22 protein-coding genes are annotated in these 19,268 nt (G+C 72.8%); 12 read left to right on the top strand and 10 right to left on the bottom strand.

The annotated features are described in order from the left end of the window. Window positions 1-19: 19 nt before the first annotated feature. From DMB42_RS49895 to DMB42_RS49885, 3 genes are read right to left on the bottom strand one after another with little or no spacing between them, the layout of a single operon-like run. Window positions 20-403 (bottom strand): MerR family transcriptional regulator, encoded by a 384-nt coding sequence (locus DMB42_RS49895; protein WP_125648427.1) that lies wholly within the window; start codon window positions 401-403, stop codon window positions 20-22. Then, on the bottom strand, window positions 400-1,872 hold the full coding sequence (locus DMB42_RS49890) for a DHA2 family efflux MFS transporter permease subunit (protein WP_125648425.1): 1,473 nt from the start codon (window positions 1,870-1,872) through the stop codon (window positions 400-402). Before DMB42_RS49890 ends, DMB42_RS49895 begins: the two co-directional genes overlap by 4 nt. Further along, window positions 1,869-2,453 (bottom strand): NADPH-dependent FMN reductase, encoded by a 585-nt coding sequence (locus tag DMB42_RS49885; RefSeq protein ID WP_125648422.1) that lies wholly within the window; start codon window positions 2,451-2,453, stop codon window positions 1,869-1,871. Before DMB42_RS49885 ends, DMB42_RS49890 begins: the two co-directional genes overlap by 4 nt. An 87-nt stretch (window positions 2,454-2,540) precedes the next feature. On the opposite strand from DMB42_RS49885, the gene DMB42_RS49880 reads away from it, so the two are divergent. From DMB42_RS49880 to DMB42_RS49860, 5 genes are all read left to right on the top strand, one after another. After that, window positions 2,541-3,434 (top strand): alpha/beta fold hydrolase, encoded by an 894-nt coding sequence (locus tag DMB42_RS49880; RefSeq protein WP_125648419.1) that lies wholly within the window; start codon window positions 2,541-2,543, stop codon window positions 3,432-3,434. Further along, window positions 3,431-4,084, top strand: coding sequence for a TetR/AcrR family transcriptional regulator (locus tag DMB42_RS49875; protein WP_125648416.1), 654 nt, complete (start codon window positions 3,431-3,433; stop codon window positions 4,082-4,084). The genes DMB42_RS49880 and DMB42_RS49875 overlap by 4 nt, the downstream gene beginning before the upstream one ends. A gap of 84 nt (window positions 4,085-4,168) precedes the next feature. Then, window positions 4,169-4,366: a hypothetical protein gene (locus DMB42_RS49870; protein ID WP_125648414.1), complete on the top strand. Its 198-nt coding sequence runs from the start codon at window positions 4,169-4,171 to the stop codon at window positions 4,364-4,366. Further along, entirely contained in the window at window positions 4,366-4,707 is a 342-nt protein-coding gene (locus tag DMB42_RS49865) for a helix-turn-helix transcriptional regulator (RefSeq protein WP_125648411.1), read from the top strand. The genes DMB42_RS49870 and DMB42_RS49865 overlap by 1 nt, the downstream gene beginning before the upstream one ends. A 68-nt stretch (window positions 4,708-4,775) precedes the next feature. Next, complete coding sequence (locus tag DMB42_RS49860; RefSeq protein WP_125648564.1) at window positions 4,776-6,416, top strand: SulP family inorganic anion transporter; 1,641 nt, start codon at window positions 4,776-4,778, stop codon at window positions 6,414-6,416. 68 nt (window positions 6,417-6,484) lie between these two features. Here DMB42_RS49860 and DMB42_RS49855 read toward each other — a convergent pair whose 3' ends face one another. Together DMB42_RS49855 and DMB42_RS56215 are read right to left on the bottom strand one after the other, a co-directional pair. Next, the gene (locus DMB42_RS49855; protein ID WP_125648408.1) at window positions 6,485-6,907 is read right to left on the bottom strand and encodes a hypothetical protein; all 423 of its coding nucleotides are present in this window, start codon (window positions 6,905-6,907) and stop codon (window positions 6,485-6,487) included. Between the two features lie 36 nt (window positions 6,908-6,943). Further along, window positions 6,944-8,170, bottom strand: a complete 1,227-nt coding sequence (locus tag DMB42_RS56215) for an MFS transporter (protein ID WP_125648405.1) — start codon at window positions 8,168-8,170, stop codon at window positions 6,944-6,946. A 72-nt stretch (window positions 8,171-8,242) separates the two neighbouring features. Between DMB42_RS56215 and DMB42_RS49845 the strand changes: the two genes are divergently transcribed. Then, window positions 8,243-9,085 carry a LysR family transcriptional regulator gene (locus tag DMB42_RS49845; RefSeq protein ID WP_125648402.1) on the top strand — a complete coding sequence of 281 codons (843 nt, stop codon included), beginning with the start codon at window positions 8,243-8,245 and terminating at the stop codon, window positions 9,083-9,085. Window positions 9,086-9,108: 23 nt separating this feature from the next. Here the strand turns inward: DMB42_RS49845 and DMB42_RS49840 are convergent, their stop codons facing one another. After that, a complete protein-coding gene (locus tag DMB42_RS49840) occupies window positions 9,109-10,014 on the bottom strand; it encodes an NADP-dependent oxidoreductase (RefSeq protein ID WP_125648400.1) in 906 nt (301 codons plus the stop codon). A gap of 111 nt (window positions 10,015-10,125) precedes the next feature. On the opposite strand from DMB42_RS49840, the gene DMB42_RS49835 reads away from it, so the two are divergent. The 3 genes from DMB42_RS49835 (at window position 10,126) to DMB42_RS49825 (ending at window position 12,780) form a co-directional block, all read left to right on the top strand. Then, a complete protein-coding gene (locus tag DMB42_RS49835; RefSeq protein WP_125648397.1) occupies window positions 10,126-10,794 on the top strand; it encodes a HEAT repeat domain-containing protein in 669 nt (222 codons plus the stop codon). 6 nt (window positions 10,795-10,800) lie between these two features. After that, window positions 10,801-11,805, top strand: coding sequence for a HEAT repeat domain-containing protein (locus tag DMB42_RS49830; protein WP_125648394.1), 1,005 nt, complete (start codon window positions 10,801-10,803; stop codon window positions 11,803-11,805). Window positions 11,806-11,940: 135 nt separating this feature from the next. After that, on the top strand, window positions 11,941-12,780 hold the full coding sequence (locus tag DMB42_RS49825) for an alpha/beta fold hydrolase (protein WP_125648391.1): 840 nt from the start codon (window positions 11,941-11,943) through the stop codon (window positions 12,778-12,780). Between the two features lie 24 nt (window positions 12,781-12,804). On the opposite strand, the gene DMB42_RS49820 is transcribed toward DMB42_RS49825, so the two are convergent. Further along, a complete protein-coding gene (locus tag DMB42_RS49820) occupies window positions 12,805-13,263 on the bottom strand; it encodes a MarR family winged helix-turn-helix transcriptional regulator (RefSeq protein WP_125648388.1) in 459 nt (152 codons plus the stop codon). 128 nt (window positions 13,264-13,391) lie between these two features. Between DMB42_RS49820 and DMB42_RS49815 the strand changes: the two genes are divergently transcribed. Together DMB42_RS49815 and DMB42_RS49810 are read left to right on the top strand one after the other, a co-directional pair. Then, a complete protein-coding gene (locus DMB42_RS49815) occupies window positions 13,392-13,721 on the top strand; it encodes a multidrug efflux SMR transporter (RefSeq protein ID WP_125648385.1) in 330 nt (109 codons plus the stop codon). 38 nt (window positions 13,722-13,759) lie between these two features. Beyond that, window positions 13,760-14,080 carry a multidrug efflux SMR transporter gene (locus DMB42_RS49810; protein WP_125648382.1) on the top strand — a complete coding sequence of 107 codons (321 nt, stop codon included), beginning with the start codon at window positions 13,760-13,762 and terminating at the stop codon, window positions 14,078-14,080. 110 nt (window positions 14,081-14,190) lie between these two features. On the opposite strand, the gene DMB42_RS49805 is transcribed toward DMB42_RS49810, so the two are convergent. Together DMB42_RS49805 and DMB42_RS49800 are read right to left on the bottom strand one after the other, a co-directional pair. Further along, entirely contained in the window at window positions 14,191-14,763 is a 573-nt protein-coding gene (locus DMB42_RS49805; RefSeq protein WP_125648378.1) for a cysteine hydrolase family protein, read from the bottom strand. A gap of 56 nt (window positions 14,764-14,819) precedes the next feature. Next, window positions 14,820-15,749, bottom strand: coding sequence for an AraC family transcriptional regulator (locus DMB42_RS49800; protein ID WP_125648375.1), 930 nt, complete (start codon window positions 15,747-15,749; stop codon window positions 14,820-14,822). A 90-nt stretch (window positions 15,750-15,839) separates the two neighbouring features. Between DMB42_RS49800 and DMB42_RS56210 the strand changes: the two genes are divergently transcribed. Beyond that, window positions 15,840-17,459 carry a zinc-binding dehydrogenase gene (locus DMB42_RS56210; protein WP_125648372.1) on the top strand — a complete coding sequence of 540 codons (1,620 nt, stop codon included), beginning with the start codon at window positions 15,840-15,842 and terminating at the stop codon, window positions 17,457-17,459. 18 nt (window positions 17,460-17,477) lie between these two features. Here the strand turns inward: DMB42_RS56210 and DMB42_RS49790 are convergent, their stop codons facing one another. Next, window positions 17,478-19,085 carry a CdaR family transcriptional regulator gene (locus DMB42_RS49790; protein WP_125648369.1) on the bottom strand — a complete coding sequence of 536 codons (1,608 nt, stop codon included), beginning with the start codon at window positions 19,083-19,085 and terminating at the stop codon, window positions 17,478-17,480. Window positions 19,086-19,268 lie beyond the last annotated feature (183 nt).

Raw genomic sequence — 19,268 nt, 5'->3', positions numbered from 1 at the left:
CCGCCCGGGAACGGGCGGGTCAGCCCTGAAGGAAGTCCAGGGTGGCAAGCTCGTTCACGGTCGTCTGGAGCTGGTCGACGTGGGCGCGGCCGATCCGGACGAGTTCCTCACCCGCGGCGACCCACAGGCCGAGGTCGGGGGAGAGCGGCGGGATCCCGGCGAGGATGCCGGCGCTCTCCTTGAGGGTGATGCCGACCCGCTGCGCGGCGAGGGCGAGCTTGATCCGGCAGATCGCGTCGACGGTGAAGCGGCGGGCGTTGCCGCTGTTGCGGTCAGCGGTGATCACGCCGTAGCGCTCGTAGAAGCGGACGGCGTTGGCCGTCACCCCGGCGGCCCTGGCCACCTGCCCGACCGTGAGCGCGGAGCGGCCCGCCTCGGTACCGGGATGACCGGTGACGGTCACGGCACACCTCCTGCTTTCACCGCCTGATCTCGCCGGTCCAGTATCGCCGAAGCGCGCCGTGGGGAGCGCAGCCGTACCAGCAGGGCGAGCGTCATCACGACGAGGGCCGCCGCCTGGGTCCAGCGCAGGGCGTCGGTGACGGCGATCGCCTGCGCGGCTCTGTCGGCCGTTCCCGGAGCGGCCAGCGTCGTGAGGGAGGCGCCGCCGGTCATCGCCGCGGTCAGGGCCGTGAACAGGGCGCCGACCGCCACCGTGCCCATGCCGTTGGCGATCGTGCTCACCAGCGACAACAGTACGGAGCCCGAGGCCAGGTCGGAGCCTTGGAGGTCGCGGCCGGCGCCGGACATCGTCGGCATCATGATCGCGCCCGTGGCCGCTCCCTGGAAGAGGCCGAGCAGGCCGAGCACCGGGTACGGGGTGTCCGGCCGCAGGACGACCAGCCCGACCAGGCCGGACACGATCGCGAGGCCGAGCCCGGTGCCGACGACCAGCCGAGGGCCGAGCCGGTCCAGGAGCCGGGCGGCGATCTGGACGCTGAGGCCCATGCCGACCGCGCCGGGGATCACCAGCGCGGCGGTGACCGAGGCGCCGTCGAGCCGCAGGGTCTGGACGTACGCGGGCATCAACAGGGCCGAACCGAAGTAGGGAGCCGCGTACAGGGCGAGCACCGCGGTGCCCCTGCCGAACGTCGCGTCGCCCAGCAGGCGGATCCGCAGCAGCGGTTCGGGATGGGTCAGCGCCCGTACCGAGAAGGCCGTCACCAGCACCACGCCGACGGCCACCGTGGTGATCCGCACCCATGCCGGGCCGTCCTGGGCGCTGATGCCGTACGCCACCCCGATGACGCCCGGGACCAGCAGCAGCGCGCCGGCCAGGTCGAGCCGGGCCCCCGGTCCGCGCGCGGGATCGGCGGGCAGCCAGGCCGTCGTGCCCACGGCCGCCAGCACCGCCAGCGGCACGGTGATCAGGAACAGCGCCCGCCACGACCCGGAGCCCAGGAGCACCGCGCCGAGCACCGGACCCAGGATCGGCCCGACCAGCATCGGCAGGCCGGTGATCGCCATCATCCGGCCGCGGCGTTCGGGCGCGACCGCGCCGAACCCGATCGCCATCCCCAGCGGCGCCATCAGGCCACCGCTCAGGCCCTGCGCCGCCCGCGCGGCGATCAGCCAGCCCAGTCCGCCGGCCGCGCCGGCGACGGCGGACGCGACCGCGAATCCGGCCAGCGCCGCCAGGTACACGCGCCGTGCTCCCCAGCGTGCGGCGAGCCCGGCGGCCAGCGGCATCGTCGCGACCATCGCGAGCGTGTACGCGGCCATGATCCACTGGATGGAGGTCAGCGACGCGCCGAACGCCGCCATCAAATGCGGCAGCGCCACCAGGACGATCGTGGCGTCCAGCACCGCCATCAACCCGCCGAACGCCAGCACGACCGCGGCGCGCAGCTCCGGCGGGGTCAGCCTGTTCATCTCCGGCCGGCCAGATCCGCGATCCGGACGGAACGCAGCGCCCGCGCCCACGTGCCCAGCTCGCGCATCACCGTGTTCAGCGCCTGCGGTGTGCCAGGGGGAGGGATGAAACGGCCTTCGGCGTCCAGATGCTCCCATGCCATCGGGATGAACACCGCTTCCCGGATCGTGGTGGCCCGCAGCTCGGGGAGCACCGTCCGCAGTTGCTCGACGGCCCTGATGCCGCCGGAGGCGCCGTAGCCGACGAACGCGACCGGCTTGTACGCCCACTCGGTGAAGTGCCAGTCGATCGCGTTCTTGAGCGGCGCCGGGAAGCTGTGGTTGTACTCAGGGGTGAGGAACACGAACCCGTCGGCGTCCGCGAGCCGGGCGGCGATCGGGGACGCGGCCGCCCCGCCCGGCTGCATCTCGTGCATCGGCAGCGAGACCGCGGCCAGGTCGATCAGATCGAGGTCGAGCCAGTCGATCGCGGTGAGCTCGCGTTCCAGCCACGCGGCGATGGGGTCGGCCAGCCTGGGCCTGCGCACACTCCCGATCACCACGGCGATCCGGAGTCGGTTGTCGACGTTGTCTTCTGTCATGGCACCGACGCTAGAAGTTCGCCTATGGGCAAACTCAAGCTGTCTACAATGTAGATCTGAACTACGCCGTAGACAGAAAGGCCGATCATGGCGAACGACACGGTCGAAGTCCCCGGGGCCCGCCTGCACGTCGAACGTGCCGGTGACGGCCCCCCGCTGTTGCTGATCTCCGGTGGCGGCGGCGACGCCGGGGCGTACGCGGACGTGGTCCCGCTGCTGGCGCGGACGTTCACCGTGATCACCTACGACCGGCGCGGCAACTCGCGCAGCCCGTTCACCCGCCCCGACTCCTCGATCACGCCCGCCACCCAGGCCGACGACGCGGCCGCCGTCCTGCGCCACCACGACCTGGACCGCGCCCACGTCTTCGGTAACAGCGGCGGCGCGATCATCGCCCTGGAGATGGTCGCCCGGCATCCCGGCCGCCTGCTGGGCGCCGTCGTGCACGAGCCGCCGCTGGTCCAGCTCCTGCCCGCCGACTCCGCCGAACGCCGGGAGCTCGACGACATCGGCCGCCTCGCCCGCGACGGCCACGTGATGCGCGCCTACGCCGCCTTCGGCGCGATGACGCTGCCCGACCCGCCGCGGATCTTCCTGTCACCCGCCGGACAGGCCGTCATCGCCGCCGGGACCCACCTCATGCTCGCCGCCGGCGACCTGGCCCGGAAGATCACCCGGCGCGAACCGGACGTGATGACCCGCCAGCTCCGCAACGCCGAGCTCACGCTGCGCCGCGAGCTGCCCGCCTTCTGCTTCGACTTCCAGCCCGACCTGGCCGCGCTGGCCGCCGCCACCGCGCCGTGGTGCCTGGCCGCCGGGCGCGACAGCGTCGGCAAGCCGTACCACACGCCGTCGCAGGTGTTGTCGCGGCGTCTGGGCGTACCCTGCCAGGAGTTCCCCGGCGGCCACGTCCCGTTCATGCAGCACCCGGACGACTTCGCCAAGACACTCACCACGATCCTGGAGGGCTTCGCAGCATGACAGCCGACGCCGGCCCGCCGCGCGGGCTGCCGGAGCCGCCCACCCGGCCCACGCTCACCCGCGAATACCTCGCCGCCGCCGCGCTCGCCCTCATCGACGCGCACGGCCTGCGCAAGTTCTCCATGCGCAAGCTCGGCACCGCGGTCGGCTTCGACCCGATGGCCGCCTACCGCCACTACGACGACCAGGAAGCGCTCTTCGACGGCGTCGCCGAGGCGCTGTTCACCGAGATCGACGTCGACACCCTGCCCTGGGGCGGCCCCTGGCAGGAACTGGTCCGGCAATACTGCCTGCGGCTGCGCGACACGCTGTTGCGCCACCCCCACGCCGTCCAGGTGTTCGCCACCCGCCCGGTACGCTCGCCCGCCTCCATCGACACCGGCGTCAGGATGCTCACCAAACTCCACGCCGAGGGCATCCCCCCGGCGGACGCGCTTCGTGTGTCCCGCTGCCTGCGCGAGTTCACCGTCGGCCACGCCATGGCCATCGCCGTGACCAGGCTCGGCGCGGAACGGCGCAGCCGCAGACCGCGTCCGGACAGCCCCGACTACAACCTGCTGGCCGAAGCCGCCGACCTCACCGCCCTCGGCGACCACTTCGAGACCGGGCTCACCGCCATGTTGCACGGCTTCGGGCACTCCGCGGGGTGACCTCGTTCACGGGGCCCTGTGGCTCTGCGGTATCGTAATTGCGAATATTCGTAATTGCTAAGGCGACCACGAAGGGGGTACCGCGTGAGCACCGCTTTCGCTGCCACGATCCGGGATCGGGCGTACGCCGCCTGGCAGGCATTGCAGGCCGCCCGCCGTGACGACGACCACTACGCGACCCTGCTGGCCGAGGGCGAATGGGAGGACCTGCGGCGGCTGGCCCACGCCCACGGAGTGGACATCGAGACCGGCCGTCCGGACACCCCGGAAGAGGGCGCGTGATGTCAGTACCGCTGTACGAGGCCAAGGCGGAGCTGTTCCGGCTGCTGGGCCATCCGGTGCGCATCCGGGTGCTGGAGCTGCTGCAGGACGGGCCGAAGCCGGTGCGGGAGCTGCTGAACGAGATCGAGGTGGAGCCGACCGGATTGTCGCAGCACCTGGCCGTGTTGCGGCGCTCGGAGCTCGTCACCGCCCGCCGCGAGGGCTCCACCGTGGTCTACGCGCTGTCCGGCGGGGACGTCGCCGAACTGCTGCGCGCGGCCCGCCAGCTCCTCGGCGCCAAGCTCTCAGGCCGCCACGCCCTCCTCAACGAACTACTCGAAGCAGAGGCAAGCGGCCGGTGAACTCCGTGCTCGGGGCGGGCTGGGACCGCCTGCGCTCGGTCCTGCCCGCGCGCGCCGATCTGGCGGCGATGGGCCGCCATCCGCGCCGGGACCTGCTGGCCGGGTTGACGGTCGCGATCGTGGCGCTGCCGCTGGCGCTCGGGTTCGGCATCTCCTCGGGGCTGGGCGCCCAGGCCGGGCTGGCCACCGCGGTGGTGGCCGGCGCCCTGGCGGCCGTCTTCGGCGGCTCGGCCCTCCAGGTGTCGGGGCCGACCGGGGCGATGACCGTGGTGCTGGTGCCGATCATGCACGCCCACGGCGCCTCCGGCGTGCTCACCGTCGGCGTGCTGGCGGGGCTGCTGCTGCTCGGCCTGGCGTTCGTGCGGGCGGGCCGCTACATGGCGCTGGTCCCGGCCCCGGTGGTGGAGGGGTTCACCCTGGGCATCGCGTGTGTGATCGGTTTGCAGCAGATCCCGGCCGCGCTCGGCGTGCCCACCCCGGAGGGGGACAAGGTGCTGGTCGTGGCGGGGAAGGCCGTGCTCGCCTTCGCCGGCCACCCCGGCTGGGCCGCGCCGGTGGTGGCCGGCGCGGTGGCCGCGGTGATGCTGGCCGGGGCCCGCCGGCGGCCCGGCGTGCCGTTCTCGCTGCTGGCCGTGGCCGCCGCCACCCTCGTCGCCGAGCTGGCCGACCTGCCGCTCACCCGGATCGACGCCCTGCCCACCGGGCTGGGCGCTCCCTCCCTGGCCTTCCTTGACCTGGGCGCGCTGGGCTCGCTGATCGCCCCGGCCGTCGCCGTCGCCGCGCTGGCCGCGCTGGAGTCGCTGCTGTCGGCCGCCGTCGCCGACGGCATGAGCGTCAACCACAAACACGATCCGGACCGGGAGCTGTTCGGCCAGGGCCTGGCCAACCTGGTCGCGCCGCTGTTCGGCGGTGTCCCGGCCACCGGGGCGATCGCCCGTACCGCGGTCAACGTGCGGTCGGGCGCGGCGTCCCGGCTGGCCGCGCTCGCCCACGCCGCGGTCCTCGGCGTGATCGTGTTCAGCGCCGCCGGTCTGGTGGCCCGCATCCCCCTGGCCGCGCTGGCCGGGGTGCTGCTGGCCACCGCCGTACGGATGGTGGAGGTCGGCTCGGTGCGGGCCATGTTGCGCTCCACCCGCGCCGACGCGCTCGTCCTGGCGCTGACCGCGGTCGCCACCCTCGCCCTGGACCTGGTCGCCGCCGTCATCATCGGCCTGGTCGTGGCCGGTGCGCTGGCGTTGCGCGCCATCGCGCGCAACGTGCGGCTGGACGCCGTACCGCTGCACGCGGACCTGCCCGCCGACCACGACACCGAGGAACGCGCGCTGCTGGCCGAGCACATCGTCGCCTACCGGCTGGACGGGCCGCTGTTCTTCGCCGCCGCCCACCGTTTCCTGCTGGAGCTGTCCGAAGTCGCCGACGTCTCCGTGGTGATCCTGCGCCTGTCGCGGGTCACCACCATCGACGCCAGCGGCGCGCTGGTCCTGGGCGACGCCATCACCCGTCTGGAGCGGCGCGGCATCACCGTGTACGTCTCCGGCATCCGCGACGGCCACCACCAGCCGCTGAACGCCCTGGGTGTCATCGCCCGCCTCGACGCGGCCGGTCGTGTCTTCGCCACCACCCCGGAGGCCATCGCGGCCGCCCGCGACCACCTGCGCCGCACCGGCATCCTGGCCTTCGGCACCCTCGGCGCCCGCGACGAACCCTGATCCTCCACGGTGACGAGCGAGCCGCGGGGCGACTCGTCACCGTGGAGCCGCTCGGCGGCCGTTCCGGGTCAGCCGCAGTTGCCCCACGTGGAGCGGCCGCCGATGGCGCGGGCGCCGCTGGGGGCCTCGATGATGGCCGAGTACTTCACGCAGGCGCCCCTGGCGCTGGCGTAGACCGGGCCGCCGTAGTACTTCACGGTCTCGCTCACGCCGTAGCTGCTGCCGCCCTGGACCGTGAGGGTGACGTTGGTCCAGGTGGCGGTGCCGACGTAGTTGCTCTTGACGACCGTGACGCAGTTCTTGCCGGTGCTGCTGTTGTAGGCCAGGTATACCGTCCCCCAGCTCTTGGTGTAGTTGTGCATGTCGCTCTGGTGAACGACGTTGTATCCGGCGCCGCAGTAGACTTCCGCGTTCGCTGCCGCCGGGATCGCCACGAGCGAGGTGGCGGCGACGAGAGTGAGCGCGGCGGTCGTGAAGGTCTTCCTGAGCACGTGCATCCTTCAATCTGCTGGCATTTCGGACGGACTCTAACTCCCTTTGTTTACCATATGTTCGAATGGTTCATGATCTCTTTCGGATGGTGTGCCCGTCCGTCGCGGCGAGACCGAGCGGGACAGCAGGGAGCCGACCAGCGCCGCGGCGAGGCCGGCCAGCCCGGCCGCCGCGAAGCCGCCCCCAGGCATGGAGGCGTCGATCGCCACCCCGATGACCGGCGACCCGAGCGCGAACCCCGCGCTGGCCGCCGAGGACTGCAACCCCGCCGCCTCACCCCGTACGCCGGCCGGCGCCAACCGGCTCACCGCGTCGGCCACCGTGGAGAGGGTCGGCGCGGTGAGCAGCCCGACGCCGACGACGGCCACGCACAACCAGGGCCAATCGTGGGCGAACCCGGCCGGAGCCGTCACGAGCGCGAGCAGGCCGAGCAGCAGCCATGTGGGCAGCGATCGGGGGAGCGCGCCGTAGACCAGGCCGCCGGCGACGGAGGCCGCGCCGAACACGGTCATGACCAGGGCGGCCCACGACACCTGACCCGCCTCTTCGAGCGTGGCGACGATGGCGAGGTCGACACCGCTGAGCAGCATCGTCGTGCCGAACAACATCGTCAGTACGGCGATCATGCGGGCGCCCAGCCACTCCCGGCGTGAGGGACGTACGGCCGCGCCGGACTCCGCCTCGTGCGCGGCACGCAGCGGCGGTTTGAGCCAGGCGATGCCGACGCCACCGAGCGTGATCGCGGCGCCCACGCCCCACGCCACCACCTCCGGCGACATCTTCGCCGCGCCGAGGATCACCACCGCCGGCCCCACCATGTACGACAGCTCGCCCTGCACCGACTCCAGCGCGAACGCGGCCCGGCGCTGTCCCTCCGTCGTCATCGCGGCGATCGCCTGCCTGGTCACCGACGCGGCCGGCACCATCAGCAGACCCGCCACGAAGGCGGCGCCCAGCAGGACCCCGTACGGCATGACCGGCACGCTCAGCCAGAACACGATCTGCACCGCGACCGTCGCCAGCAACACGGTACGCAGCCCCCGCGCGTCGATCACGCGGCCGAGCAGCGGCCCGCCCAGCGCCGTCCCGGCGGTCAGGGCCGCCGCGACACCGCCCGCCGCCGCGTAGTTCATCTGCAGGCCGAGCACGACGTACATCGTCAGCGCCATCACGTCGGCGCTGATCGCCACACGGGCGAGCAGCGAGACGCCCAGCAGCGACGCCATCCCCGGTACGGCGAGCACCTGTCGGTATCCAGTCACCTGCGCGACGTTAGAACACCGCTCAAGCCATAGGAAGTGGTTAATTCGTTGGAGGAGACATAATTGGTGCTTATGGCCAGGGATCTCGAGACCGCGTTGTTGCGGTCGTTCGTCACCGCCGTCCGGGCGGGCAGCATCAGCCGCGCCGCGGCCACGCTGGGACACACCCAGCCCGCGCTCAGCCAGCAGTTGCGCAAACTCGAAAGCGCCGTCGGCCGCCCGCTCCTCCACCGGTCGCCGTCCGGCGTCTCGCTGACGCGGGCGGGTGAGGAGCTCCTGCCATACGCCGAGCGCATCCTCTCGCTGTCGGCGCAGGCGCTCGCGGCGACCGGGCGCGCCCTCACCGGCCACTGCGGCGTCGGGCTGCTGGAGGACCTCGTCGCGTCGCAGCTCCCGCAGGCGCTCGCCGACCTCGCCCGGCTGCACCCGGACGTGACGCTGGAGGTGCTCAGCCTCTCCGACGTCGCGATCCGGGAGGCCTACGACGCGGGCCGCGTGCAGCTCGTGCTCGACGAGGTGCCGCACATCCCCGGGGCGCCGCGCTGGACCGTACGCCGGCCGCTGGTCTGGGCGGTCGGCCAGGGGGTGGACCCGGCCGCCGACCCGCTGCCGGTGGTGCTGTTCACCGGCGCGTGCTCCTGGCGTACGTCGGTGCTGGAGACGCTGGAGCGGGCCGGCCGGCGCCGGCGGGTGGCGTTCGAGAGCAACAGCTTGGTCGGCGTGCTGGCCGCGGTACGGGCCGGGCTCGGCGTCGCGGCGCTCATGCCGGAGAACCTCGACCCGGTCATGGCCTGCCACGACACCGACGCCCTGCCCACCCTGCCGGACGTCGAGCTCGGCCTCGCCCGGCACCCGCGAACCGCGGGCGATCCGCTGATCGACGCCGTGGAGACCGTGCTACGCCGGACGATCTGACCGCTGCGACCCGACGTACGTCCTCAGAAGGCGAGGGCGATCTTGCCGGTCAACCGGCCGCGGCGGAAACGCTCGTGCGCGGCCCGTACGTCCTGAAGGGCGTACTGGGCTTCGATCCGTGCCTTCACCTGGCCCGCGTCCACCGCCTTGGCCAGCTCGGCGAGCCCCGGACCGTCCTCGCGCACCTGGTTGACCGTCGTACGGATCGCCCGGTGAGACAGGTCCGGCACCGGCCCGGCCTGGGTGGCGATGGAGGCGTAGCGGCCCCCGTCGGCGACCGCCTCGGTGACGAAGGCGCCGAAGGTGTCGAAGACGGCGTCGTACGCGGCCGCCGGCAACGTGGCGGGGTCCGTCGTGACCAGCTCGGCCCCCAGCTCCCTGACCACCTCGACCTGCGCCGGTCCGGAGACCAGCGCGTCCACCCGGGCGCCGCGCGCACGGGCCAGCTGTACGGCCAGCCCCCCGACCGCGCCGGCGGCGCCCGCCACCAGCAGCCGTTCACCCGCGCGGACGCCCAGCCAGTCGAGCGTCTGCAAGGCGGTCAACCCGGGCAACGGCAGCGTCGCGGCCTCCAGCAGGCTGATCGTCGAAGGCGCGACGGCGAGCGAGCCGACCGGCATGGCCACGAGGTCGGCCCAGGTTCCCCGCCCGGTGGCGAGCTGGTGGGACATCCCGTAGACCCGTTCGCCCACGGACAACCCACCGGCCGGGCTGTCCACGACGATGCCCGCCAGCTCCCATCCCAAGGTCATCGGCAGGGGCGGCGTGCCCTCTCCGATGGCCCCCTCACGGGTCTTGTCGTCAACGGGGTTCACGGCCGAGGCGACGACCCGTACCAGCACCTCGCCGTCCAGGGCGCGCGGCGCCGGCGCCTCGGCAACGGTGAGCACGCCGGGATCCCCGAACGCGTCGATCCGCACAGTCCGCATGTTCAGCTCCCTTAGAGTTCGATCGGCATCCAACAATAGGCGAACGCGTACCACCTCGCTTGACCTTGACACAGTGACAAGGTCTTCACTGTCGCCAAGGAGGTGGTCCCGATGACCAGGCAGAATAAGGACACGGACACGGTTGGCGCGTTCCAGGCGCTGGAGGACGGCAGCTCGTCGGTACGGCTGCGGGCGGCGATGGCCGTCGGCACGACCCCGGACCCGAGGTTCGTGGACAAACTCGTCGAGCGCAGCGCGATCGAGCCCGACTTCCAGGTACGCGAGACGCTGACCTGGGCGCTCACCCGCCACCCGGCCCCGCTGACGGTCCCGAGGCTCGTCGGCGAACTGCGTTCCGAGCGCGCGCAGGCGCGGAGCCAGGCGTTGCACACGCTGTCCAAGATCGGGGACCGGCAGGCGTGGCCGGCGATCACCCGCGCGCTGCTGACCGACGCCGACGACGAGGTCGCGCGCAGCGCCTGGCGGGCGGCGGTCGTACTGGTGCCCGAGGGCGCGGAGCCCGAGCTGGCCGCGGTGCTGGCGACGCAGCTCGGGCGCGGCGAACGCGAGACACAGCTGAGCCTCAGCCGCGCGCTGGTCGCGCTCGGTAAGGTGATCACACCGATCCTGGACGACGCCATGACGGCTGCCGACCCTCGCGTCCGCGGCCACGCGATCGCCACGGAACGGCTGTCGCGCGACCCGGACGCCGGATTCGAGTTCGCGATCGAGGAGGCGAAGCGCGTCGTGGCCCTCGGCGGCACCGGCAAGGAGGAGTGATGAGCAGTGTTGATCGGTGACGTCGCCCGGCGGTCCGGGGTCAGCGCCCGCATGCTCCGCCACTACGACTCCCTCGGCCTGGTACGCCCGACGGGCCGCAGCCACGCCGGCTACCGCGAGTACTCCGGCGACGACATCAGGCGGATCTTCCACATCGAGAGCCTGCGGTCGCTGGGGTTGTCGCTGCGCGAGGTCAAGCGGGCGCTCGACGACCCCGACTTCACGCCCTCGGAGCTGGTCGACGACCTCATCCGCCAGACGCGGGAACGCATCGCGGCCGAGACCGAGCTGCTCACCCGGCTGCGCCGCATCGACGCCGCCGAACCCGCCGGATGGGAGGACGTCCTCCAGGTCGTCGCGCTCCTCCAGGCGCTGGGGGCCAAGAGTGCCGGCAGGCGCCAGCGCGCGGCCCTGTCCTCGGCCGGGGACGTCTCCGTTCCGGTGGAAGCGCTGGTCGAGGCCGCGCTGAGCGAGACGGACCCGCACGTCGCCGGAGCCCTTCGATGGGCTCTGGCGCGCTCGGGCGACGACGGCCTGGCGCTGCTGGCGCGCGGCCTCGGCTCACCGGCGGCCGACGTGCGCAAACGTGCCGTGCAGTCCATCGCCGAGATCCCGGCCGGCGAGGCCACCGCGCTGCTGCGGGACGCCCTCGCCGGCCCCGACGTCGTGGTCCGCAGGTACGCCGCCCTGGCGCTCGGGGCACGTGGCGTGACCGACGCGGTCCCGACGCTCATCGACATGGTCGTCGAGGGGACGAACGACGTCGACGCGGCCGACGCCCTGAGCGCGCTGGCGAGCCAGGCCGGGTCGGCCGACCGGATCGCCGCCGGGCTCGTCGGCCGCCTGGCCCCCGGCGCCGCCGGTCCGGCCGCCCGCCGGCGGCTGGCCCAGGCCCTCGCGGACATTCCGGGCCCGACCGCCTCCCGAGCCCTCGCGGACCTGGCCCACGACGACGACCGTGCCGTCGCCCTCACCGCGACCTACGTCCTCGGCCTGCGCGACGAGCGCTGACACCGTCCTCTGACCCGCTTGACCTTGACACGGTGACAAACGTTTCACTGGCGTCCAGGTGACGGCCCGGACGGTCGTCCCGTGGTTCGTTCCGGATCTCGACGCGCTCGACGCGCGGCTGGCGGTGCAGCTGTCATGACCATGATCTACAAGTCCGAGGCCGGTGGGCGCGAACTCCTCGACCACTACCGGCGGCTGCTGGACGCCTGGCCGGTGCCCGCCGAGCACGTACGGGTGCCGACGCGCGAGGGCGAGACCTTCGTCCTGGTCTCCGGCCCCCGGGACGCCCCGCCCCTGGTGCTGCTGCACGGCTCGGGCGCGAACGCGTCGATGTGGCGAGGAGACGTCCCCACCTGGTCCGAGCACTTCCGCACGTACGCCGTCGACCTCGTCGGCGAGCCGGGGCTGAGTGCGCCCTCGCGTCCCGCCCTGGACTCCGGCGCGGTGTCGCTCTGGCTGGACGACGTGCTGGACGGGCTCGGGATCGCCGGCGCGGCGTTCGTCGGCACGTCCCTGGGCGGCTGGACGGCCCTGGATCACGCCGTCCGCCGTCCGGAGCGGGTGACCCGCCTGGCCCTGATGTGCCCCGGCGGCGTGGGACGCCAGAAGGTCGGCTGGATCTTCAAGACCCTGCTGGCCCGCCCGTTCCGGCGCGACGGGCTGCGCGAGTCGGCGATGGCCGTCGCGGGACTGGACGGGGAGCGGGACCGCCAGGCGCTCGACGACGTCGTCCTGACGTTCACGCACTTCAACCCGCGCAGGGAGAAGTTGCCGGTCTTCCCCGACCAGGCGTTGCGCGGCCTGTCCATGCCGGTGCTCGTCGTCGTCGGCGGCCGGGACGCCATGTTCGACTCCCGCCAGACCGCGCGGCGCGTACGCGAGTGTGTCCCGCGTGCGACCGTGCAGCTGCTGCCCGAGGTCGGTCACGCCATCTTCGGGCAGGCCGGGCCGATCGCCGAGTTCCTGCGGTCCTGACGGGGACCGGGCCTCGCCCCCGGCTCAGCCGTCGATCAGGCCCAGTGCCGAAAGAGCGGCGGCGAGCCGGGGGGCGGCCTGGCCGGCCTCCTCCAGCGCGCTCCTGAGCGTCGCCTCGTAGGTGACGTACGCCTCGGCGTGGCGCGCCCGGCCCGGCTCGGTGACGACGGTGTAGACGCCGCGCTTGTCGTCGGGGCACAGATCCCGGTACGTGTAGCCCGCCGCGTTCAACCGGCTCACCAGCCGGGTCACGGAGCTCTGGTTGAGCCCGATCTTGTCGGCCAGTTCCTGCATGCGCAGCTCGCCGGCGGGGGAGGCGGCCAGGTGGCCGAGCGCCCGGTACTCCGACAGGCCGATGCCGTGCCGCCGCTGGAGTGCGGTGGCGAGGGCGTTCTCAACGCGGGCGTGCAGCAGCAGGACGTCGTTCCACGAGCCGGAGAGCGCCGAGGGCGCCGAGGACGGGACGGAAGCCGTCGAAGGCATGGGAACCCCTCTCCTTCCAATGATGACCCGGTCTCGCAGACGCGGGATTGACAAGAGCATACATGTACATGCAAGCTTCTCCCTGTCGCCAAAACACTTGCATATACATGCAAATAGAGGAGCCTCACATGGCCTGGATATATCTGCTCGTCGCGGCCGTCTTCGAAGTCGTCTTCGCGCTGGCCACCAACGCCACCGAGGGCTTCACCCAGTTGGGGCCGTCCCTGCTGACCGCCGGAGCGGCGGCCGGCGGGATCTTCTTCCTGAGCCTGGCGCTGAAGACCCTCGACGTCGGCGTCGGCTACACCGTCTGGACGGGCATCGGCTCGGTCGGCACCGTACTGCTCGGCGCCGCGATCTTCGGTGAGGAGCTCACCCTCTGGAAGGCGCTGGCCTTCGTCCTGATCATCGGCGGTGTCCTCGGACTCAAGCTGTCCGACCGTTCCGCCACCGCCTGACCCGCCCACCCCTCGGCTCTCACCAAGGAATCGTCATCATGGCCTGGATCTATCTCTCCGTCGCGATCGTCTTCGAGATCGGCTTCGCGCTCGGCACCAACGCCACCCAGGGGTTCACCCGGTTGTGGCCCTCCGTCTTCACCCTGCTCATGGCCGCCGGCGGCATCTTCACCCTCAGCCTGGCGCTCAAGACCCTCGACGTCGGCGTCGGCTACACGATCTGGACCGGCATCGGGTCGATCGGCACGGTCGTCCTCGGCGCCCTCATCTACAAGGAGAAGATCACCCTTGCCAAGCTCGCCTCGTTCGCGGCGATCATCGGCGGCGTGCTGCTCCTCAAGATCGCCGCAGGGGTCTGACCCCGATGCCGTGGTCGGGACCCACCTCGACGGGCCGCGCGCCGAGCTTCTGGAGGCGCGCGGCCGGCTCCGCCCGATGGTCCGCGGCGATGACGTCGATGCCGGAGAGGTCAGTTCGGCTCGCCGAGCCGGCTGTCGGCGCAGGACACCACGTCGAAGCCCCGGCTCGGGAAGACCGCGTCCATGAAGAAGTCGTTCATCGCCTGATCGGCGTCGGCGCAACCGTCACGCAGCACGGTCACCTGGTAGCCGCGGTCCGCCGCGTCGTAGCACGTCGCGGCCACCATCGCGCTGGTCGCCACGCCCGCGACCGCCACGGTGCCGACACCGTGCGCACGCAGGACGAGGTCGAGGTCCGTACCGGCGAACGCACTCGCGCGGCGCTTCAGCACGACGACGTCCTCGGCGGCGACCGGCAGGTCGACCTCGGTCGCGGGCGAACTCTCGTGGAAGGTGTCCCCCGCCTCGAAGAAGCCCTTCAACAGCGCGCTGTCCGGCGGCACGTCGGCGCCGTTGTCACGGAAGGCGAAGTGCACGAACACCACGAGAACGCCGGCGGCGCGGGCACGCGGGAGCAGCTCGGTGAGCGGCGGCACGACCTGCCTGGCGAACGCGTAGCCGCTCGTGATGCCGCGCTGGATGTCGCCGATGACGAGTGCGGTGGTCGTGGTTCTGGGAGGCACCGAGATCTCCTTGGCTGAGCGGACAACTGGGACAACAGTAGGAGCCAGTTGAGATATCAGCAACTCAGGTCGAGGCGGCGGTATTTGCCGGGGGCCACGCCGTACGCGCGTTTGAAGGCGTTGGCGAAGGCGAACTCCGAGCCGTAGCCGACCGAGCCGGCGATCGTGCTCAGCGCGGCGTCGGAGTCGCGCAACATGCGCGCGGCCGTGCTCAACCGCCACCAGGTCAGGTACGTCAGCGGCGGCTGCCCGACGAACTGCGTGAACCGGCGGGAGAACGCCGCGCGGGACAGACCGGCGCGCCGGCCGAGCGACTCGACCGTCCACGGTTGGGCCGGATCGCGGTGGATGACGTCGAGCGCGACGCTGACAGCGGGGTCGGCCAGCGCGGCGGCCCAGCCGGTGCCCTCGCAGTGCTCCGCCGACACGTCGAACCAGGCACGCAGGATGTACAACAACAGGGTGTCCAGCAGCGCCGGCACCACCAGGTCCGCACCCGGCCGGCGGCGCTCGACCTCCTTGCCGAGCAGCTCGACGGCGGCGCGCAACTCTGTGTCGCGCCCCAGCCCGGCGGGCAGGTGGATCATCTCGGGGAGCCCCTTGAGCAACGGATGCACCCGGCTGGAGTCCAGCCGGTAGCCGCCGCAGAGCGTCACGGTGACGGGACCGTCGCCCGGCGCGGAGGCCGAGGAGAACAACTCGGCCGGCGCGTACGGGTCGCAGTCGGACTCCGCGACCGGCGTGGCGGGCGAGTCGGCCAGCGCGTAGCCGTGCCCATGGGGGAAGAACAGCACGTCGCCCGCCCCGACCGGTACGGGCTCACCCTCCGGCGGGATCGCCCAGCACGACCCCCGCAACACCACCTGGAACCCCGCCGAGCCCGGCGCGGACGGGAACCGCTGCCCCCAGGGAACCGGCCACTCGACCCGCGCCGACCGCGGCACGCCCATGCGCATGGAGGCGACCACGTCGCTCAACACGTCCATGTGCGGGAGTCTAGCCCGGAAGACGATGACGTATAGATCGCAGATGGCAGCGTATTGGACGCCTCGTACGATGCTCCTACGGTGGACGGCATGACACGAATCCTGGTCAGCGGGGCGACCGGCACGATCGGCCGCCCGCTGGTGAAGCAGCTTGAACGGGCGGGCGCCGACGTCCGCGCGGTGACGCGGCAGTTGACCGATCCGGTCGCGCTGAAGGCGGCTCTCGACGGTGTCGAGGCGGTGTTCCTGCTGTGGCCGTTCGCCTCGGCCGAGGGCGCCCGCGAGGTGGTGGAGCTGATCGGCGCGCGGCGGGTGGTCTACCTGTCCTCGGCCGCCGCCCGCCCGTACGAGGTCGAGATCGAACGGCTGGTCGCCGCCACCGCCCGCGAGTGGACGGTGCTGCGCCCGCACGCGTTCGCGGCCAACACATTGCGGTGGGCCGACCAGGTGCGCACGGGCGTCGTGCGGGAGCCGTACGGCGAGGTGGCCTCCTCTCCCGTCCACGAGCAGGACGTGGCGGCCGTCGCGGTGCGCGCGCTGCTCGGCGAGGGCCACCACGGCGCGGTCCACACGCTGACCGGGCCCCGGCCGCTGACCCGGCGGGAGCAGGCGCGGGCGATCGGCGAGGCGATCGGCCGGCCGGTGCGCTGGGAGGAGGAGCCTCCGGAGGAGACCCGGCCACGCCTGCTCGCGCTGGGCTGGCCCGCGCCGGCCGTGGACGGGATGCTCCGCGGCCTCGCCGAGCCGGGCCCGGCCACCACGACCGTGGAGGAGGTCACCGGCGTGCCCGCGAGCACGTTCGGGACGTGGGCGAGCGAGCACGCCGCGGACTTCCTGGGCCCCATGCGGGCCGCCCGCGTGCACGAGTACGGCGACGCCTCGGTGATCTCCCTGGAGGAGGTGCCGGTGCCGAGACCCGGGCCGGGCGAGGTGCTCATGAAGGTGGCCGCCACGTCGTTCAACCCGTCGGAGGTCGGCCTGCGGATGGGGCTGCTGCGGGGCGTGCTCGATGTCACGCTGCCGTACACGCTCGGCTGGGACGTCGCGGGCACCGTGCTCACCGGGGCCGGCGACCTGGTCCCCGGCGACCGGGTGATCGGGCACATCGAAGGGGCGGCGGCCGGATACGCGGTCGCGAAGGCGGACATGCTGGTCAGGGCACCCAAGCGGGTCCCGCTGACGGCCGCGGCCGCCGTCCCGGTGGCCGGGCTCACCGCCTGGCAGGCGGTCTTCGAGCACGCCCGCATCGGGCGCGGCACCCGGGTGCTGATCAACGGCGCCGGCGGCGGCGTCGGGCTGTTCGCCGTGCAGCTGGCCAAGCACGCGGGCGCGCACGTCGTGGCGACCGCCGGGCCGCGCAGCGCCGCCGCCGTACGGGCGCTGGGCGCCGACGAGGTGGTCGACTACACCGCCGAGGCCCTGCCGGGCGGCAACGACGTGCTGATCAACCTGGTGGCCGACCTGTCCGCGTCGGTGGCGGAGCTGGCCGAGGAGTTCGTCTCGATCACCCGGCCGATCGCGCACCCGCGCGCGGTACAGTTCGTGACCCGCAACGATCCGGCCCAGTTGCGCGAGCTCGTGGCGCTGATCGACGAGGGTGTGGTGGCCGTCGAGGTGGCCGTCCGTCCGCTGGAATCGCTGGCGGACCTGCACCGCGAGGCCGAGCGCGGCCTCGTCCGCGGGAAGGTCGTCCTGGCGATGGAGACCTGACCGGTATGGGCTCCCGGTTCACCAGCCGAGCTGGTCGCCGAGCCGCAGGCGCAGCCACAACACCAGGCGTTCGTCCGGGTTCGCGAGGTCGAAGCCGAAGATCTCCTCCGCGCGGGCGAGCCGGTACCTGATCGTGTTCGGATGCACCGACAACCGCTGGGAGGCGGCCGCGATGTCGCTGTTGGCGTCCAGGTAGGCGAGGATCGTGGAGGCGTACGTGGTGCCGTGTTCGAGATCGTGGGCGCGTACCGCCGGTCCGAGCGCGCGGGGCAGCGCCTCGTGGGCGGCCAGGATCTGGGCCAGCGCCGACAGCGTCGCCCCGGCCCACACCTCCTCGATCGTGGCCACCTGGCACGCCCGCGGGCCGCCCGGCCGGTCGGCGAGCGCGCGCAGCACGAGGTCGGCGCCGCCGAACGAGCCCGCGACCGAGCGCAACCCCTCGACGAGTGAGCCGATCCCGGCCTGGACCGGCACGCGCAGCGCGCCGTGGGCCCGGCGGGCGATGTCGGCGACCAGTTCGCGGTGCGCGGTCGGCGACGGGCCGCTGGGGAGCAGGGCGTAGACCGTACCGTCGATCAGCGCGCAGCCGTGCCTGCCGTAATGGGCCTCGCAGTGCAGGCTCACCAGGTCGGCGAGCCGGGTGGCCGCGTGCGCCGCGAGAGCCTCCTCGGCCTCGTCCGCGGCGACGGCGAACGCGGCCACCGCCACGGGCAGGTTCGGGTCCAGGCCGAGCTGCGGGGCCACCGCGGTGACGCTGCTCGGGTCGGCCAGCAGCCGCCGTAACAGGTCGGCGCGCCTGCGCCGTACGGCGTCCACCGCCGTACGGGCCGCGAGCAGGTGCAGCGAGACGATGTCCGCCACGTCGGAGAGCGCCTGCTCGGCGGCCGAGTCCAGGCTGTCACCGGCGTCGACGACCCAGATCGAGCCCAGCACCTCGCTTCCCGCGCGGACCGCGACGCCGAGCCGGGGCAGGCCACCTGGAATGGCCGGGAACCGGCAGGTACGCACCACCTGGGCGATCGCGCGGTACTGCGCGTCGTAGTCGGGGCCGTCCGGCACCTGGAGGCCCAGGATGCCCTGGCGGCGGCCCTCGTCGATGGCCTGACCGGGCAGGGTCGAGTACGCGAGGATGCGCCGGTTCCGGTCCTCGATCACCGTGGCGCCGCCCGCCATCGCCGCGATCGCGTTGGCCACGGCGAACAGGTCGCCGAGGGCCGGGACGCCCGTGGCGTGCGCGAACCGTACGGTCGAGGCGAGAGCCGAGGAGATCATGGCGTCCAGGTGGTGCCAGGCCACGGCCTCGTCGGCGGCGAGCAACACGATCCCGGACCGCCGCGCCGCTTCCACCAGCTCGGCGACCGGCTCGCCGAAGCTCTTCACCACCAGGCAGGCGTACCCGGCCCTCGCCGCCGCGCCGACGAGCTCCCGCGCCTGCGCCTCGGCGGTCCCCACGCCGACGGCGAGCAGGATCGTGTCCCTGACGGGCGACAGCGGACCGCGCCGCTCGAAGATGAGCACGCCCGAGACCGGAACCGGCCCTTCCGGCATTACGGTCAACGGCCGCAGCAGCGAAGGGCCCAGCGCGTCGAGGACCTGGCCGAGATCGGAGACGCCGGTGTCGAGCATCCTCACCTCTTTGGCCAGACGCACAAGACATTCGTGGAATCCCTGGACGGACACCGCATGCCACACGATCGGCACGGACGCGACGCTGTCTGCATGCGCATCCCGGCGAGCGCGCCGCGTTCGGCCCCAGCGACTGTACCCGTCGCGGCCCGTACGGGCGCAACCGCCGCGAAGACCCGGTTT

Origin of the sequence: Nonomuraea sp. WAC 01424 (assembly GCF_003947315.1) — a bacterium.
GTDB lineage: Bacteria > Actinomycetota > Actinomycetes > Streptosporangiales > Streptosporangiaceae > Nonomuraea > Nonomuraea spiralis.
This window is presented reverse-complemented; position numbering and strand designations above follow the sequence as displayed.

Bases quoted from the DNA above. Each gene is read 5' to 3' on its own strand.
- DMB42_RS49865 (WP_125648411.1), top strand. From the start codon at position 4,366: ATGTCAGTACCGCTGTACGAGGCCAAGGCGGAGCTGTTCCGGCTGCTG.
- DMB42_RS49815 (WP_125648385.1), top strand. From the start codon at position 13,392: ATGGCCTGGATATATCTGCTCGTCGCGGCCGTCTTCGAAGTCGTCTTC.
- DMB42_RS49810 (WP_125648382.1), top strand. From the start codon at position 13,760: ATGGCCTGGATCTATCTCTCCGTCGCGATCGTCTTCGAGATCGGCTTC.
- DMB42_RS49890 (WP_125648425.1), bottom strand. From the start codon at position 1,872: ATGAACAGGCTGACCCCGCCGGAGCTGCGCGCCGCGGTCGTGCTGGCG.
- DMB42_RS49790 (WP_125648369.1), bottom strand. From the start codon at position 19,085: ATGCTCGACACCGGCGTCTCCGATCTCGGCCAGGTCCTCGACGCGCTG.
- DMB42_RS49825 (WP_125648391.1), top strand. From the start codon at position 11,941: ATGACCATGATCTACAAGTCCGAGGCCGGTGGGCGCGAACTCCTCGAC.
- DMB42_RS49820 (WP_125648388.1), bottom strand. From the start codon at position 13,263: ATGCCTTCGACGGCTTCCGTCCCGTCCTCGGCGCCCTCGGCGCTCTCC.
- DMB42_RS49860 (WP_125648564.1), top strand. From the start codon at position 4,776: ATGGGCCGCCATCCGCGCCGGGACCTGCTGGCCGGGTTGACGGTCGCG.
- DMB42_RS49835 (WP_125648397.1), top strand. From the start codon at position 10,126: ATGACCAGGCAGAATAAGGACACGGACACGGTTGGCGCGTTCCAGGCG.
- DMB42_RS56210 (WP_125648372.1), top strand. From the start codon at position 15,840: ATGACACGAATCCTGGTCAGCGGGGCGACCGGCACGATCGGCCGCCCG.
- DMB42_RS49885 (WP_125648422.1), bottom strand. From the start codon at position 2,453: ATGACAGAAGACAACGTCGACAACCGACTCCGGATCGCCGTGGTGATC.
- DMB42_RS49845 (WP_125648402.1), top strand. From the start codon at position 8,243: ATGGCCAGGGATCTCGAGACCGCGTTGTTGCGGTCGTTCGTCACCGCC.
- DMB42_RS49875 (WP_125648416.1), top strand. From the start codon at position 3,431: ATGACAGCCGACGCCGGCCCGCCGCGCGGGCTGCCGGAGCCGCCCACC.
- DMB42_RS49840 (WP_125648400.1), bottom strand. From the start codon at position 10,014: ATGCGGACTGTGCGGATCGACGCGTTCGGGGATCCCGGCGTGCTCACC.
- DMB42_RS49880 (WP_125648419.1), top strand. From the start codon at position 2,541: ATGGCGAACGACACGGTCGAAGTCCCCGGGGCCCGCCTGCACGTCGAA.
- DMB42_RS49800 (WP_125648375.1), bottom strand. From the start codon at position 15,749: ATGGACGTGTTGAGCGACGTGGTCGCCTCCATGCGCATGGGCGTGCCG.